The organism is Mesorhizobium denitrificans (assembly GCF_003403035.1).
Lineage (GTDB): Bacteria > Pseudomonadota > Alphaproteobacteria > Rhizobiales > Rhizobiaceae > Mesorhizobium_G > Mesorhizobium_G denitrificans.
Genome location: NZ_QURN01000005.1, coordinates 183762 through 199519, shown reverse-complemented (window position 1 = coordinate 199519; position 15758 = coordinate 183762). Strand labels below are relative to the sequence as shown.

Annotated in this window: 16 protein-coding genes; 11 read left to right on the top strand and 5 right to left on the bottom strand. The window is 59.1% G+C overall.

All coding sequences use genetic code 11. The features are described from left to right. Positions 1 to 9: 9 nt before the first annotated feature. From DY251_RS07860 to DY251_RS07845, 4 genes are all read left to right on the top strand, one after another. Positions 10 to 1137 (top strand): ATP-dependent DNA helicase, encoded by a 1128-nt coding sequence (locus DY251_RS07860; protein ID WP_116623323.1) that lies wholly within the window; start codon positions 10 to 12, stop codon positions 1135 to 1137. Between the two features lie 73 nt (positions 1138 to 1210). After that, positions 1211 to 1972, top strand: a complete 762-nt coding sequence (locus DY251_RS07855) for a pyridoxine 5'-phosphate synthase (protein ID WP_116623322.1) — start codon at positions 1211 to 1213, stop codon at positions 1970 to 1972. 108 nt (positions 1973 to 2080) lie between these two features. Next, positions 2081 to 4003: a potassium transporter Kup gene (locus DY251_RS07850; RefSeq protein ID WP_116623321.1), complete on the top strand. Its 1923-nt coding sequence runs from the start codon at positions 2081 to 2083 to the stop codon at positions 4001 to 4003. A gap of 3 nt (positions 4004 to 4006) precedes the next feature. Next, positions 4007 to 5038 (top strand): SDR family oxidoreductase, encoded by a 1032-nt coding sequence (locus DY251_RS07845; protein WP_116623320.1) that lies wholly within the window; start codon positions 4007 to 4009, stop codon positions 5036 to 5038. A 38-nt stretch (positions 5039 to 5076) separates the two neighbouring features. On the opposite strand, the gene DY251_RS07840 is transcribed toward DY251_RS07845, so the two are convergent. Then, a complete protein-coding gene (locus tag DY251_RS07840) occupies positions 5077 to 5961 on the bottom strand; it encodes an NmrA family NAD(P)-binding protein (RefSeq protein WP_116623319.1) in 885 nt (294 codons plus the stop codon). A gap of 119 nt (positions 5962 to 6080) precedes the next feature. On the opposite strand from DY251_RS07840, the gene DY251_RS07835 reads away from it, so the two are divergent. From DY251_RS07835 to DY251_RS07820, 4 genes are all read left to right on the top strand, one after another. Then, complete coding sequence (locus DY251_RS07835; RefSeq protein ID WP_116623461.1) at positions 6081 to 6503, top strand: winged helix-turn-helix transcriptional regulator; 423 nt, start codon at positions 6081 to 6083, stop codon at positions 6501 to 6503. A gap of 72 nt (positions 6504 to 6575) precedes the next feature. After that, positions 6576 to 7226 (top strand): TetR/AcrR family transcriptional regulator C-terminal domain-containing protein, encoded by a 651-nt coding sequence (locus tag DY251_RS07830; RefSeq protein WP_116623318.1) that lies wholly within the window; start codon positions 6576 to 6578, stop codon positions 7224 to 7226. A gap of 12 nt (positions 7227 to 7238) precedes the next feature. Next, a complete protein-coding gene (gene ilvC / locus DY251_RS07825) occupies positions 7239 to 8258 on the top strand; it encodes a ketol-acid reductoisomerase (RefSeq protein WP_116623317.1) in 1020 nt (339 codons plus the stop codon). A gap of 192 nt (positions 8259 to 8450) precedes the next feature. Further along, complete coding sequence (locus DY251_RS07820) at positions 8451 to 8741, top strand: PilZ domain-containing protein (RefSeq protein WP_116623316.1); 291 nt, start codon at positions 8451 to 8453, stop codon at positions 8739 to 8741. Positions 8742 to 9099: 358 nt separating this feature from the next. Here the strand turns inward: DY251_RS07820 and DY251_RS07815 are convergent, their stop codons facing one another. Beyond that, positions 9100 to 9552 carry a BA14K family protein gene (locus DY251_RS07815; RefSeq protein WP_116623315.1) on the bottom strand — a complete coding sequence of 151 codons (453 nt, stop codon included), beginning with the start codon at positions 9550 to 9552 and terminating at the stop codon, positions 9100 to 9102. Between the two features lie 100 nt (positions 9553 to 9652). Between DY251_RS07815 and DY251_RS07810 the strand changes: the two genes are divergently transcribed. Both DY251_RS07810 and DY251_RS07805 read left to right on the top strand, forming a co-directional pair. Continuing rightward, positions 9653 to 10768, top strand: coding sequence for an endonuclease/exonuclease/phosphatase family protein (locus tag DY251_RS07810; RefSeq protein WP_116623314.1), 1116 nt, complete (start codon positions 9653 to 9655; stop codon positions 10766 to 10768). After that, positions 10765 to 11469, top strand: coding sequence for a hypothetical protein (locus DY251_RS07805; RefSeq protein WP_116623313.1), 705 nt, complete (start codon positions 10765 to 10767; stop codon positions 11467 to 11469). Before DY251_RS07810 ends, DY251_RS07805 begins: the two co-directional genes overlap by 4 nt. A 1-nt stretch (position 11470) precedes the next feature. On the opposite strand, the gene DY251_RS07800 is transcribed toward DY251_RS07805, so the two are convergent. The 3 genes from DY251_RS07800 to DY251_RS07790 are packed head-to-tail and all read right to left on the bottom strand — an operon-like array spanning position 11471 to position 14687. Then, positions 11471 to 12682, bottom strand: coding sequence for an ABC transporter permease (locus tag DY251_RS07800; RefSeq protein WP_116623312.1), 1212 nt, complete (start codon positions 12680 to 12682; stop codon positions 11471 to 11473). Beyond that, positions 12682 to 13383: an ABC transporter ATP-binding protein gene (locus DY251_RS07795; protein WP_116623311.1), complete on the bottom strand. Its 702-nt coding sequence runs from the start codon at positions 13381 to 13383 to the stop codon at positions 12682 to 12684. The genes DY251_RS07800 and DY251_RS07795 overlap by 1 nt, the downstream gene beginning before the upstream one ends. Continuing rightward, positions 13380 to 14687 (bottom strand): efflux RND transporter periplasmic adaptor subunit, encoded by a 1308-nt coding sequence (locus DY251_RS07790; RefSeq protein WP_116623310.1) that lies wholly within the window; start codon positions 14685 to 14687, stop codon positions 13380 to 13382. The genes DY251_RS07795 and DY251_RS07790 overlap by 4 nt, the downstream gene beginning before the upstream one ends. A gap of 100 nt (positions 14688 to 14787) precedes the next feature. Here DY251_RS07790 and DY251_RS07785 point away from each other — a divergent pair, with 100 nt between their 5' ends. Beyond that, on the top strand, positions 14788 to 15693 hold the full coding sequence (locus DY251_RS07785) for a PhzF family phenazine biosynthesis protein (protein WP_116623309.1): 906 nt from the start codon (positions 14788 to 14790) through the stop codon (positions 15691 to 15693). Positions 15694 to 15758: the final 65 nt, after the last annotated feature.

The following is a 15758-nucleotide window of genomic DNA, read 5'->3' as shown; positions in this document are numbered from 1 at the left end:
TCGAATGTTATGGAATTTTCACCCCAACAGGACGAAGCGCTAAAAGCGGTCGCGCGCTGGCTGAAGAGCGGGCGTCCGCAAATGTTCCGGCTTTTCGGCTATGCAGGAACGGGCAAAACCACGCTCGCGCGCTACTTTGCTGAGCATGTGGACGGACAGGTTCAATTCGCTGCCTTCACGGGCAAGGCCGCACAGGTGTTGCGTTCGAAAGGCGCCACCAATGCGCGCACGATCCATTCGCTGATCTATCGTCCGCGCGGCGAAGAGCAGGTCGAGGATGAGTCGACCGGCAAGACCACCATGTCGCCGACCTTCTCGCTGAACAGACAGAGCCCGGTCGCCAAGGCCAAGCTTATTATCATTGACGAATGCTCTATGGTGGATGAGCAGCTCGGGCGCGACCTGATGTCGTTCGGCACGCCCATTCTCGTGCTTGGCGATCCTGGCCAGTTGCCGCCCATTTCTGGCGGCGGCTTCTTTACGGAGCATGAGCCGGACTATCTGCTGACGGAAATTCATCGTCAGGCGCGTGACAATCCCATTATCAAGCTGGCTTTGGACGTGCGTGAGGGACGTGACGTCGAGCACGGAGACTATGGCAGTGCGCGCGTCATCGATCGCGACGAAATCAATCAAGAGATCGTATTGGCTGCCGATCAGGTTTTGGTGGGCCGTAACCAGACCCGGCGCAGATACAATAAAAGGCTCCGCCAATTGAAGGGGTTTGAGGCGGCGCATCCGCAGGCCGGAGACAAGCTCGTTTGCCTGCGCAATGATCCCGCCAAAGGCTTGCTGAACGGCTCGCTGTGGAAGGTCATGACATCTTCGCGCGAGACTGTGAAACCCGGCATAAATCTGCTTGTTTCGCCTGAAGAGGACGATCCGGATCGCGGTGTCGCAAAGATCAAGCTCCTGAAAGCTGCGTTTGAGGATCAGGAAGAGGAAATTCCGTGGCAAACCAAGAAGCGCTACGATGATTTCGACTTCGGCTATGCCCTGACCGTACATAAGGCGCAGGGTTCGCAGTGGAACAATGTGGTGCTTTTCGATGAGAGCTACGCGTTCAAGGAAACCCGCCAGCGATGGCTATACACCGCCATCACCCGCGCTGCGGAGCAATTGACCATTGTGCGATAATCTGGACCAAAACACCGGCCCAGCATCTTGCGCGGAATTGTCGTAGCGTCGCGCAAATTCCACGGAAACGAACATGCCAGCGAAATTGTCAGTCAATCTCAACGCAGTGGCGCTCTTGCGAAACAGGCGTGACCTGCCTTGGCCGAGCGTAACGCATCTTGGTCGCATCGCGCTCGCAGCGGGCGCGCATGGCCTGACCGTTCATCCAAGGCCGGACGAGCGCCACACGCGCAATTCCGATCTTCCAGAAATTCGCGCGCTGATTGACGACGAATTTCCACAGGCGGAATTCAACATTGAAGGTTATCCGACCGAGGAATTTCTCCAGCTTGTGGAAAAAAATCAGCCGGAGCAGGTAACGCTTGTGCCGGATGATCCCGCCCAGCCCACCTCCGATCACGGTTGGGATTTTCGCAAGCAAGGCGCGTATCTCGCTCCAATCGTCAAGCGGCTCAAGAAATCGGGCTTCCGCGTTTCGCTCTTTTCAGACCCGGATGCGGAAGGAATGCGCGCGGCTGCGGATACTGGAACAGATCGGATTGAGCTCTATACGGGGCCGTATGGCGGCTGCCACGATGATTCTGAAAGGGCGCGCAAGCAGTTGGATTTGCTGCAAAAAGCGGCGGAGGCCGCAAGCGCCGCCGGGCTGGATGTCAATGCTGGGCATGACCTTACGGTAGCCAATCTTCCGGCGCTGATGAAGCGCGTCCCTTTCCTTGCGGAGGTTTCCATAGGGCATGGCCTCACCGCGGACGCGCTGGAGTTCGGAATGCCGGAAACGGTACGCCGCTTTTTGAAAGCTTGTGGCTGGGCTGGCGCTCGGTCGCAAATGTGAAATAGAGTATCTATATGGGCGAAGAGAGGGGCCCGCGCGCAACGCCACTTGATTTTGCACTGCAACGTGACTAGTTCAGCGCGCTCACAATTTTGGAGTGGTCCAGGAATGGCCAATGCCGAAATCGGCCCAGAATCCGGTCAGCAGCCGGTTTATGCCGATCATACGGGTCACCCCCAGCAAAGCATGGGTGTGCTAACCCTAGGTGCTCTTGGTGTCGTCTATGGCGATATCGGCACAAGCCCGATCTATGCCTTTCGCGAAGCGCTCATCGCTTCGGCGAGCGGGCAGGTTGCGTCGCGCGAGGATATTCTGGGCGTGCTGTCGCTCATCATCTGGGCGCTGACGATCATCGTCACCATCAAATACATCATGTTCGTTCTGCGGGCGGACAATAAGGGCGAGGGCGGTACGCTGTCGCTGATGGCGCTCGCGCGCAGCAGCTTCAAGAGCAGGCCCGCATCGATTCTCATCATCGGCATGCTTGGCGCTTCGCTGTTTTACGGCGATGCCGTCATTACGCCTGCGATTTCGGTGCTGTCGGCGGTCGAGGGCCTGAAAACGGTCACGCCCTCTTTCGATCCCTATGTGGTGCCCATAACGATCGTGATTCTGGTTGGGTTGTTTGCCGTCCAGCGCTTTGGAACCGGCAATGTGGGTATCGTGTTCGGCCCAATCACCTTGGTTTGGTTTCTGGCCATCGGTGCGTCCGGGCTGGGTCACATTTTCGACGATCCAACGATCCTCTATGCCGTCAATCCCTATTACATCATCGGGTTTCTGACACATCAGCCCGATGTGGCCTTCGTCACCATCGGTGCGATTTTCCTCGCCGTCACCGGTGCGGAAGCGCTGTATGCGGACCTTGGGCACTTCGGGCGTAAACCGATCGTTCTGGCCTGGCTGTCGGTGGTTTTCCCCTGTCTGTTGCTGAACTACGTGGGGCAGGGGGCGTATGTGCTCTCGCATCAGGGCGACATCGGCCATCCGTTCTTTGAAATGAATCGCGGCTGGGCTTTGATCCCGATGGTTGGCCTCGCGACCTGCGCAACGGTCATAGCAAGTCAGGCCGTTATTTCCGGTGCGTTCTCGTTGACGCGGCAGGCGGTGCAGCTCAATCTGCTGCCGCGCTTGAATATTCTGCACACGTCTGAAACGCAGTCGGGCCAGATTTATATGCCGCGCGTCAATTTCCTGCTGGCCGTCGTGGTGCTGTTGCTGGTGATTGGCTTTGAGGAATCGAGCGATCTGGCCGCTGCATATGGCATTTCCGTCACCGGCAACATGTTGATGACGACGCTGCTGCTGTTCGTGGTCATGACGCGCATCTGGAAGATGCCGCTTTGGCTCGCGGGTGGATTGACCGCTGTGTTCGCCTTCATCGACATAGGCTTCTTCTCGTCCAACATCGTGAAGGTGCTGGATGGCGGTTGGGCATCGCTGGCGGTTGCGTTCACTGTTCTGCTGGTCATGTGGACCTGGGTGCGTGGCAGCCGCTATCTCTTCGATAAAACGCGCAAGAACGAAATTCCGTTGGAAGTGCTGGTCGACAGCCTTTCGCGGAAGCCGCCGCAAATTGTTTCCGGCACGGCTGTGTTCCTGACGTCGGACCCGCAAAGCGCGCCAACCGCGCTTATGCACAGCCTCAAGCACTACAAGGTCCTGCACGAGCAGAATGTCGTTTTGTCTGTCGTAACCGCACCCACGCCGACCGTCGCCAAGGGCGAGCGCGTCAAGATCGAGCAGATCAATGATCTGTTCATGCGCGTGTCCATGACGTTCGGCTATATGGAGCAGCCAAACATTCCGAAGGCCTTGGCAATCTGCCGCAAGCAGGGCTGGAAGTTCGACATTATGACGACATCGTTCTTCCTGTCGCGTCGCGCGTTGAAGGCTTCGGCCAATTCGGGAATGCCAATGTGGCAGGACAAGCTGTTCATTTCGCTGGCGCGCACCGCTGCCGATGCGACGGAGTATTTCCAGATTCCGACCGGGCGCGTTGTTGAAGTTGGCACGCAGGTCACGATCTAGCCGATGCCGGGCGAACTGGTTCTTGTAACAGGTGGTTCGGGCTTTCTTGGCTCACACTGCATCGTCAAGCTGTTGGAAAAGGGCTATCGCGTTCGCACGACCGTCCGGCGACCAGAGCGTGAGGCAGAGCTTCGCACTTTGCTCGCAAATGCCGGTGTAGACGCCCGCCAGCTTGAGTTTGCGGTTGCCGATCTTTCTGCGGATGCGGCATGGCGCGAAGCCGCTGCGGGCTGCGCGTTTGTCCTGCATGTCGCTTCGCCATTTCCTGAAAAACAGCCCGCCAATGAAGACGAGTTGATTATACCGGCGCGGGATGGCTCGCTGCGGGTCTTGCGCGCCGCGCGTGACGCTGGCGTCAAGCGCGTGGTGCTGACATCCTCCTTCGCCGCCGTCGGCTATCGTCGCGCCCCGAAGCGCGAGCCGTTCACCGAAGCTGATTGGACCGACGAGAAGGCAGACATTACGCCCTACGTAAAATCCAAGACGGTGGCCGAGCGTGCGGCATGGGAGTTCGTGCGTGGGGACGGCGCTGGTCTTGAGCTTGCCGTCATCAACCCTGTCGGCATCTTCGGCCCGCTTCTGGGGCCGGACTATCCGCCGTCAATCGCGTCTGTAAAATCCATGCTGGAAGGTAGCGTGCCTTTCCTGCCAAGGCTGATGTTCGGCGTGGTAGATGTACGCGACGTGGCGGATCTTCACATCGCCGCCATGACCGCTCCGACGGCGGCAGGCGAGCGGTTCATCGCGGTCGCTGGCGATTTCATGACGGTCAAGGAAATCGCGCAGGCGCTTAAACACGCGCTTGGCTCTGCCGCCTCCCGTGTTTCCACGCGTGTGCTGCCTGATTGGGTGGTACGCGTCGCCGGTCTGTTCAGCGCAACCGCGCGGCAGGCGGGCAAGGCGGAACTTGGGCGCACCAAGAATGCCAGCAGTGAGAAAGCGCGCCGCCTGTTAGGCTGGCAGCCGCGCTCGCGCGAAGAGGCAATTGTCGCCAGCGGTCGCTCGCTGATAGATCGCGGGCTGCTCAAAAGGTAAGAGCCCGCCGCGCAAGCACGCGGCGAGCTGCCCTGCGCTTAGCCTGCGAGGCCCTTGGCGTTTTCCTTGATGAAGGTGGCAACAGCCTTCGGCTTGCGTCCGGTAAGCTTCTCAATATCGCTGGTCACGATAGAGAGGTCGCCTTCGCGCGCCGCCGTATCGAAAGACACCAGCGTCGGGATAAACGCCTCGGGCACGCCGGCTGCCTTCATGCCGCCCGCAAGCTGCTCATCGGTAAGATCGACCACGGCAAGCGGCTTTCCGGTTGCGTTGGCGGCCAGCTTGGCGATTTCGGCGGGCGGCAGTGCTTCTGCACCGGTCAGCGTATAAATGGCGCTCGCCCCTGCCGGTGCGGCCAGCGCGGCAGCTATGGCATCGGCAATGTCTTCGCGTGCGGCAAATGCCGTGCGTCCAGCACCCGCCGAGGTGTACCATTGTCCGCTCTTGAATGCGTTTGGCAGGCTCATGAACAGATTTTCCTGATACCAGTTGTTGCGGAAGATCAGGTAGGGCAGGCCAGTTGCCTTGATCGCCTGTTCAGTCCCCAGATGATCAGGCGCGAATGAGACGTGCGACGCGTCCGGCACTGGCAGCGACGTGTAAGCCAGCCGCTTTGCGCCCACCGCAACTGCTGCCTTCACTGCGGCGCGATGCTGCTTCAGGCGCGTGCCGGCAGCGTCCAGTGCGTCCGTCGAAACGATCAGAATCGTATCGGCACCGGCGAACGCCTTGGATAGATTGGCCTCGTCATTAAAATCCACCTTGCGCGTTTCAATGCCTTTTGCGGCGAGGTCTGCCAACTTCGCCGTGTCGCGCGTGCCGGCGATGATGTTGGACGGAGCGACGCCGCGCGCCAGCAGTTTCTTGACAATAAGTCCGCCAAGGTGCCCGGAGGCGCCCGTCACCAGAATTTTCTCAGCCATCTTCGTTTCCTGTCTCGTGAATATTAGTCTCGATTTGAGAGCAGATATAGATTATGCTCTTTGTTGCGCCCGTAAAGAAGGCAGTTTTGCGGGAGCTAGGCACAGAAAGGGAACCACCTATGGACGCGCGCCCGGTCAGCATGCGCATCAAGCTGGAAAGCTATCGCGCCTCGAAGGATGGCGAACGCGGGCTGGCGAATTGCCCCGTGCGCACGGTCATCGATACGCTAGGCGGTCGCTGGGCCACGCTGCTGCTCTCCGCGCTGGCGGAAAAACCGTACCGCTTCGGCGAGTTGCGCCGTCTGGTGCCGGACATCTCGCAGCGCATGTTGACCCAGACGCTGGCCGACCTGCAGCGCGATGGTTATGTGCATCGCGAGGTGTTTCCCACCAAGCCTCCATCCGTGGAATATAGCCTGACCGATCTTGGTCGCTCCATGTTCGAGGCGCTTGCGCATGTGCTCGGTTGGGCGGAGCGAAACCACCAGGCGGTGCGCACGGCGCGGGCCGCTTATGACCGCGCAGCCGAAGGCATCGAATAGCGCGCAGATTCCAGTTGCAATGAGGCGCGCCGAGGCTTAACAAGCCGAACCGTAACGTACGGTACGGTTCGCATGAGCCAATTGGCGCGCAAGATTGAAGACTTTGAGGCTGACCCGCTGACAGAGCGGCAGCAAGCCGTATTGGATGCGGTTCTGGCGCTTATGGTGGAGCAGGGCGGCAGCCTGACCATGACCGATATTGCGCGCCGCGCCTCATGCTCCAAGGAAACGCTTTACAAATGGTTCGGTGATCGTGATGGCGTGCTGACGGCCACCGTGCGCTGGCAAGCCTCCAAGGTTCGTGCAGGCAATTACGATGCGCAGAAGCTGGATGCCGCAGCCTTGCGCGAAAGCCTCGAAAACTTCGCGCGCAATTGGCTGACGGTTATTTCGTCCAGCACGTCCATTGCGCTGAACCGCGTCGCCATCAGCGAGGCGGCGTCGCGCAAGAGCGACCTTGGCCGCATCGTGCTTGCCAATGGGCGGCTGGCAATCGGGGAGCGCCTCAAACCGCTATTGGAAGCTGCGCGTGCTGCCGGGTTGCTCCAATTCACCGATGCAGAAACAGCCTTTCGCACTTTCTTCGGATTGGTCGGCCGCGACGTTCAAATCCGGCTTTTGCTGGGCGATGCGGTGAAGTATCCATCGCCGGAAATCGCAGCGGACGCCGCGCGCGCCACCGACCAGTTTCTCACCCTCTTCAAACCACACACCAAAGCCTAGGAAGGAAAAAACATGCGCGTTTATTATGATCGCGACGCCGATCTCAATCTCATCAAGGGCAAGAAGGTTGCCATCATCGGCTACGGCTCGCAGGGCCGCGCCCATGCGCTCAACCTCAAGGATTCCGGTGCGAAGGAAATCGCTATCGGCTTGAAGCCGGGTTCTGCCACTGCCAAGAAGGTCGAAGCCGACGGCCTCAAGGTCATGACCGTTGCTGATGCGGCCAAGTGGGCAGACCTCATGATGATGGCGACGCCGGACGAGTTGCAGGCCGACATCTACAAGAACGAGATTGCTCCGAACATTCGCGACGGCGCCGCGATTGCCTTCGCCCACGGCCTCAATGTTCACTTCGGCCTCATTGAGCCAAAGTCGACCGTTGACGTGCTGATGGTTGCGCCGAAGGGCCCTGGCCACACCGTGCGCGGCGAATATCAGAAGGGCGGTGGCGTGCCTTGCCTCGTTGCCGTGCATCAGGATGCATCCGGCAATGCGCTCGACCTCGGCCTGTCCTATGCTTGCGGCGTTGGCGGCGGTCGTTCCGGCATCATCGAGACGAGCTTCAAGGAAGAGTGCGAAACCGATCTGTTCGGCGAACAAGTCGTGCTTTGCGGCGGTCTGGTCGAACTCATCCGCGCTGGCTTCGAAACGCTGGTTGAAGGCGGCTACGCTCCCGAGATGGCTTATTTCGAGTGCTTGCACGAGGTAAAGCTGATCGTCGATCTGATTTACGAAGGCGGCATCGCCAACATGAACTACTCGATCTCCAACACCGCTGAGTGGGGCGAATATGTCACCGGTCCGCGCATCATCACCGCAGACACCAAAGCTGAGATGAAGCGCGTGCTCAAAGATATCCAGACCGGTAAGTTCACCTCGGAGTGGATGCAGGAATACCGCTCCGGCCTCGCTCGCTTCAAGGGCATTCGCCGCATGAACGACAGCCACCAGATCGAACAGGTCGGTGAAAAGCTGCGTGGCATGATGCCGTGGATTTCCAAGAACAAGCTTGTCGACAAAGCAAAGAACTAAGCCTTCTGGCTAATCAGGGTGGCACGCTGTGCCATCCTGTTGCACGACACCGCTACCTGTCTCACCACCAAAAGCCGTAAATCGAAAGATTGGTCGATTTCCCGCAAAAGTTGTGCCGTTTCGACACAGATTCAGTTGGCACGGAACTGGCATATTATTTTATGTGGCGGGATAGGAACTGAGACGAGGATCATGAACGTAATAGCGGAGAAATCCATCGGGCTTGATGGAATTGTGTTTCGGGAGCGCAGGGACGGGCGTCGGCAGAAAGTGCTGAAGCATGGGGTTATTAGCTTCGACCGAAATCGCAAAGTCTTCGAATGCGTCGTGAGAAACGAGAGCGATACTGGGGCAACGCTCTTCCTCAATCAGGCCGATGCGCTGCCGGAAGTGTTCAACATCACGATCCTTCCAAGCAGCCGCAAGTGCCACGCGCGTATTCGGTGGAGATCTGGGGAACGGGTGGGCGTCTCCTTCGAATGAGTAAACAAACCGGCGCCTCGGCGCCGGTTTTGTTTTTTGGGCAAGGCTTGCGCGCTTCGCTATCGACGCCATCCCGCCTTGCCGATCATCCGCGCCATCCCGCCTTGCCGATCATCGACGCCATCCCGCCTTGTCGATCATCGACGCCATCCCGCCTTGCCGATCATCGACGCCATCCCGCCTTGCCGATCATCGATGCCATCCCGCCTTGCCGATCATCGACGCCATCTCGCCTTGCCGATCATCCGCGCCATTCCGCCGTCGACGCCCTTCCTGCCATCATCTCCACCACGCAACACCGTCATTCTCGGGCTTGTCCCGAGAATCTGCTACATTCCAAGGCCAAGCGCCAAGGTGCTCAGCCATATGGCGACTGGCACTGTTTTCGCGGGCCTGACAAAGGTTTGTAGCTGTTGTCCGCCGCGCGATAGGAGCGATAGCGTTCCGCGCACCACTCCTTGTGCTGCTGTGACGTGCCTATAATCCGGGTGCTGGGGTCGGATGGTCTGATGTGCAGCATTTTTGGCTGGTTAGGTTTGATGCGCGGCACGCGATAATCCATCTGCGGCTGCTGCAATTTGATGGGTGGGCGCGGTGGCGACTGGCGAAACCATTCTGTGCCTGGCGGCTGCGTGCCTCGCAAATATGGCTGGCGGATTGGCCCTGTCGTATAGCAAGTCGGCCCGACACAGTTGAGCTGAACCTGCGTGGCCGAAGTTGCCGTCGCAGGCACGACCACGGGCACCGCATGTGCTGCCGCTGATATTCCCAGCAACATGCCCGCACCGATCAGCAATCTCGCGAATTTCATGTTTCGCCTCCGTGTTCGTACTCAATTTGGGGTTGCAAAGCTCCAACGTCAAACTTTGCGCACTTGAGTTTCGCGGCGCTTGCAGGCAAAGCTCCGAACCATGTCGCTGCGCCTTGCCACATTCAATGTCGAAAACCTCATGCGGCGGTTCGACTATTCCGGTTATCGAAATCAGCTCAATCAGGACAGGGTGCTGTCGCTGTATGAGATCAAGGACGAACAGGAATATCGCATTCTCGAACAGGCGCGCGAAATGGCTGGCGCGGACGATACCCGGCAGCAAACCGCGCTGGCGATTGCCGCAACCCGCGCTGACATCATCTGTCTGCAGGAAGTCGATAACATCGAATCGCTGAACGCGTTCGAATATGGCTATCTGTTCAAAATGGTGGGGCAGGGGTATCGGCAGAAATACACGACTGCCGGAAACGACAGTCGCGGCATCGATGTCGGCATAATGATGCGCGAGCAAACTGCCGATGGGCAGCTAATCGAGTTCGTGCGCATGACCAGCCATGCGCATCACACCTTCGAGGAATTCGGCCTCTATAGCCCTGAACTGGGCGAGTTGGGCGAAAAGCCGTACGAGCGCATTTTCCGGCGCGATTGCCTTGAGATTGACGTGAAAATCGGCGGCGTTCCGCTGACCATTTATATCGTTCACCAAAAATCGATGGGTAGCCCGCGAAACGGAATATCGGGCCGCGACATAACCATGCCCGTGCGAATTGCTGAGGCAAGCGCCACGCGCCGCATCATCGAAGATCGCTTCGGCAAGGATCACGCGTCCAACAAGCGCTGGGTGATCTGCGGGGATTTCAACGATTATTACGAGCGGCTCGTGATCACTGGCGACCAGTTTTCTGGTTACGCTTTCGAGCCGGTTGTCGAGAGCCAATCCTCCCTAAACGTGCTGCTGCGTGATGGGTTTGCTGAAAATCTCGTCGCTCGTCGTCCTGAGATCGATCGTTGGACGCTTTTCCATAGCCGCGGACCAGAGGAGCGGCATTTGTGCCAGCTCGACTACATTCTGGCCTCGCCGCTGCTCGCTCGGCAAAACTCCAAGGCCATTCCCGAAATTATCCGAAACGGCCAGCCCTATCGCACACCGTTTCCGCCGGGGCAGGATGTCAATCGCTATCCACGCATCGGTTGGGACAGACCCAAGGCGTCGGATCACTGCCCGGTCGCGGTCAAGTTGGATATACTTTCATGAGCTTTCGACTGCCGCGTGGGGTCGTTCTGCCGGTCCACGAAATCGACGTGCGCCTGCTGGATTCGCCGCATCCCTATGAGGCTTCGCATACGGATGCGATTGCGGCGAACTGGCAGCAGGAACATGCGGCTAACCCACATCTGTTCAACGGCACGATGGTGCTTTTATCGTCGTTCGAGTTGTCGGACGCGCGGCTGGTCGGCGAGTGTCATCCGGTAAAATACGCAACTATGCTCCATTGGCGGAAGCACAAAGGGCCGAATGGCGTCGAACACAGCTTCGCATTTCCGGCGCTGGTTTCGCGTGACAATGCGCTGGTGGCAATCAGGATGGGTAAGCACACGGCAAATCCCGGTCGCATTTATTTCGCGGCGGGTTCATTCGAGCCAAGCGATTTCATTGACGGACAGGTTGATCTGCACGGCAATATGAGCCGGGAAGTGATCGAGGAAACTGGCCTCAATATCAACGCCGCCCCGCACGATCCGCACTGCCACATCTATTCGGAAAACTACTCGACCGTGATCTTCCGCCGCTATTGGTTGGATGAGGATGCGGACGTGCTCGCGCGCCGTATCGAGGAGTTCGTCGCTTCCGAGGAAGAGCCCGAAATCGAAGGCCCGGTCATCATTCGCAAGGATGACATGCCTGAGGGAATGTCACCGCACATGGCTGCAATTGTCCGCTGGCACTTCGGATAGGCTACTCGTGCCTTAGCGCGTCAATCGGGTCGAGCCTTGCGCCGCGCAAGGCTGGGAAAAACCCGAAAATCATTCCGATAAGCGCCGAAAAACCCACTGCGAGCAGCACTACTGCAGCGCTGGGAACAAACGGCACGCTCAGCACCCATGACGCCGCATAGGCGAGGCCAAGCCCCAACGCGATGCCCAGCAATCCGCCAAACAGCGAAAGTACGGTCGCTTCTACAAGAAACTGCACGAGGATATGCCGCTCGTGTGCGCCAATGGCCAGCCGAATGCCAATCTCGCGCGTTCGTTCCGTAACCGACACCAGCATGATGTTCATGATGCCAATACCGCCAACGAGCAGGCTGACTCCTGCCACCGCGCCCAACATGCCGGTCATCACCGTGGTGGCAGACGCCATCGTTTCCGCCACCTGTGTCATGTCGCGAATGTTAAAATCATTGTCCTTATCGGCTGGCACACGCCGCACATCGCGCAAAATGCCTTCGACGCTATCCTGCAAATCACTGGTCGAAACATTCTCTTCCGCCGAGATATAAATGGAATCGACATCGCGATTGCCCGCGATGCGCCGCTGGAACGCTGTGATCGGCATGATGACTACATTGTCCTGATCCTGCCCGAAGCCGGTTGTGCCTTTCGGCTCCAGCAGGCCAATCACCTTGCAGCTCATTTTGTTCACGCGGATAGTCGCGTCGCCGGGATCGCCCGCACCGAAAAATTGCTGACGCACCGTCTCGCCAATCAGGCACACGCCGGCGCCGCCGCGCGCTTCTTGATCCGTAAATGGCCGGCCGCTGGCAATCTGCCAATCGCGCGCGACAAGAAAATCGGGGTCTGCGCCGGTTACGCCCACCGTCAGGCTTTCGTTGCCATAAACCACGCGCACCTGCTTTTGCGCGGCCCCGGCCACGGCGCGCGCGCCCTCAAGATGCGTGCGCAGCGCCTCTACTTCCTTGTCGCCAAGTTCGCGTATCACCCGATCTGGCCGGGAGCCCGGAACGGGCGGACGCCCTGCATTCACGATCAAAAGGTTTGAGCCGAGCTTGGCGATGTCGCTCTTCACCTTCTCGGTTGTGCCGGAGCCGATGGTGATCATCGCAATCACCGCAGCCACGCCGATAACGATGCCGAGCAGCGTCAAAATCGAGCGCATGACGTTGCGCCGGATCGACAGCATCGCCAGCCGTATGGTTTCCCACAACATCAGGCGGCCTCCGCCGAAATGCCGTCGGAAACGATGTGACCGTCCAGAAACCGAATGGTGCGGTCGGCATATTCCGCAATGTCGGCCTCGTGGGTCACCATTGCGATTGTCAGCCCGCGCTCATGATTGAAGCTGGTGAGAAGTTCCATCACCTCGTGGCTGCGTTGCGTGTCCAGATTGCCAGTCGGTTCGTCTGCAACCAGCAGCGTTGGATTGGTCACGATTGCACGCGCGATTGCCACGCGCTGCTGTTGTCCGCCGGAAAGCTCGGCAGGCGTATGGTCGGCGCGGTTTGCCAGGCCAACCTGATCCAGCGCCTCCAGCGCCAGCCGTCGCCGATCCGCCGCACCAATTCCGCGATAGACCAGCGGAAGCTCGACATTTTCCGCTGCTGTCGTGCGCGGAAGCAAATTGTAGCCCTGAAAGATAAAGCCGATGTGTCGGTTGCGCAGTATGGCGCGGCGGCCCCGGTCGAGATCACCGGCATCAATACCCAGAAAATCATAGCGCCCACGCGTTGGCGTATCGAGACAGCCGATAATGTTCATCGCCGTGGATTTGCCCGAGCCGGACGGCCCCATGATTGCGACGAACTCGCCACGCGGGATGGAGAAGCTCACGCCTGCCAGTGCGTTTACGCGCGCTTCGCCCTCGCCATAGGTCTTCCAGACCTTCTCGAATTTGATGAGCGGCTGGCTCATCGTGGTGGCCGGTTGCCGTTTTGCGTGCCGGTCGAGGTGCCTACAATCACCTGGTCGCCCACCGCAAGCCCCGAGAGAATTTCGGTGCGCTCCGCGTCACTCGAACCGGTTTTCACGTAGGTGATCTGCGGTTGCCCGTCCTTCAAAATGTACAGTGGGCGCGAGCCATCCGTGCGCTGTGGGCGCGTGTCCCTGTCGCGGCGCGACATGCGCGGCGGCTGGAAAATGCGCTCAAGACTCCAGCCGCGGCTTTCCTGAACAACTGGCGGGCGATAGCGGAATGCAGCACTCGGAACGGTCAGAATATCCTTGGCCTCGCGCGTTACGATTTCAACCGTCGCAGTCATGCCGGGGCGCAGCAGAAGCTCCGTGTTGTCCACGTCCAGCCGCGCATTATAGGTCACGACGCCGTCCGTCGTGGCCGATGCATAGGCGATGTCGCGAATATTGGCGTCGAATGTGCGGCCCGGAAATGCGTCGACTGTAAAGCGCGCCTTCTGGCCCGCTTTAACGCCGCCAATATCGGCTTCATCGACTGCAGCTTGCAGTTCCATCTTGCGCAAATCCGCTGCGATTACGAACAGGACCGGCGCTTGCAGCGACGACGCGACTGTTTGACCGGGATCGACCGAGCGCGTCAGCACAATGCCGTCGATGGGCGCAAAGATTGTGCTCTTTTCCAGATCGGCCTGCTGCAGCTTCAATTCAGCAACCGCAATTGCGGCATTTGCGTCTGCCGCAGCCAGTGCTGCCTGCGCCCGGTCACGCGCGGCGGTCGCAGCTTCCAGCGATTGCTCCGTGGCCATGCCCCTGCCAGCGAGTCGCGCGGCGCGCTCTTGTGCGGTTGTCGTCTCGTTGAGCGTTGTGCGAGCATCCACGATCTTGGCGTCTGCCGATTTAACGGACGCCTCGGCGCGCTCGATTTCCGCCAGCAGGCGCGTGGTGTCGAGCGAAGCCAGCACGTCACCCTTCTTCACATATTGGTTCTCATCCACCGCTACCGAGCGAACGACGCCGGAAAGCTCGCTCGAAATATCCACCTGGGTCAGCGGCTGCAATGTGCCCGTGGCCGTGACCTCAACGGTCAGGTCGCTGGTTTCGGCGGGAACGGTATTAAACGTGACGACGGACGCCTGCGATGTATGGCGCGAATAGTAGAAGCCACCGCCCGCCAGCAGGGCAAGGGCGAGAAAAGCATAGAGCCAGCCGCGTCCGCGACGTGCGCGGCCCTTGCGGTCCAGTCCAAGCTCGGCTTCGATTGAGCCGGTATCTGCCGAATCGGGCAGTTTCACGCGTTGATCCATATCATTTTCCGGGTCGGGTCTAGAGGTACAGATCGGTGCGAAGTCGCTGAATTACAACTTAAATCTTTGCAATGTACATGAACGCAAGGTGAATGGCTGCATGACTCAGTTGAGCTATCAGGTGTTGGACGTTTTCACGGATCGAACGCTTGCGGGTAACCCGCTTGCCGTCGTGCTGGAGGCATCGAGCCTCGACACGCAGCAGATGCAGCGCATTGCGCGCGAGTTCAACCTGTCTGAGACCGTGTTTGTGCTGCCGCCGGAAAACGAGGCGCACCGCGCGCGCATACGCATCTTTACGCCCGATTACGAGATGCCCTTCGCAGGCCACCCCACCGTGGGCAGTGCGATAGCTTTGGCCTCGATCGATGGCATAGACACCGGCATTTTTGTGCTTGAGGAAAATATCGGGCCGGTTCGCTGCGCTGTATCGACGCAAGGCGCGCTGCAATTTGCCGAGTTTGACATTCCTATGCTGCCGAAGCCGATCTCGCTCGAAGTAGAACCTGCCGTGGTTGCCGCTGCGCTGGGGCTCGATCCGCAGGACATTGGCTTCGAGAATCACCGGATATCGGTCTGGTCGGCTGGCGTCCCTTATGTGGCAGTGCCGGTGCGCGATCTGGCGGCAGCAGCGCGTGCGCGACTCAATAACGATGCGTGGTTTCAGTTTTCCCCGGAAAAAGCACCTGACAAGGTGGCGTCTGCATATGTCTACACGCGGGAGACTGTGGGGCACGACATGTCGTTCCATTCGCGCATGTTTGTGCCGGGCAATCCATCTTATGAAGATCCGGCTACCGGCTCTGCTGCGGCGGCATTTACCGGAGTTGTCGTGCATTTCGACCGGCCCATCGACGGTTCTTCGCTCGTGTGGATAGAGCAGGGCATCGAGATGGGGCGCCCATCGCGTATCCGGCTTGAAATCGAGATGAAGCAGGGCGCGTTGCATCAGGCGCGCATCGGCGGCAACGCGGTGAAGGTGATCGAAGGCGTGCTTCATCTGTAGAAAGATTTTTTCGACGCATTATTTCCGTCATGCGGGCTGGACAGGTGGGATCAGCGCGGCTATAT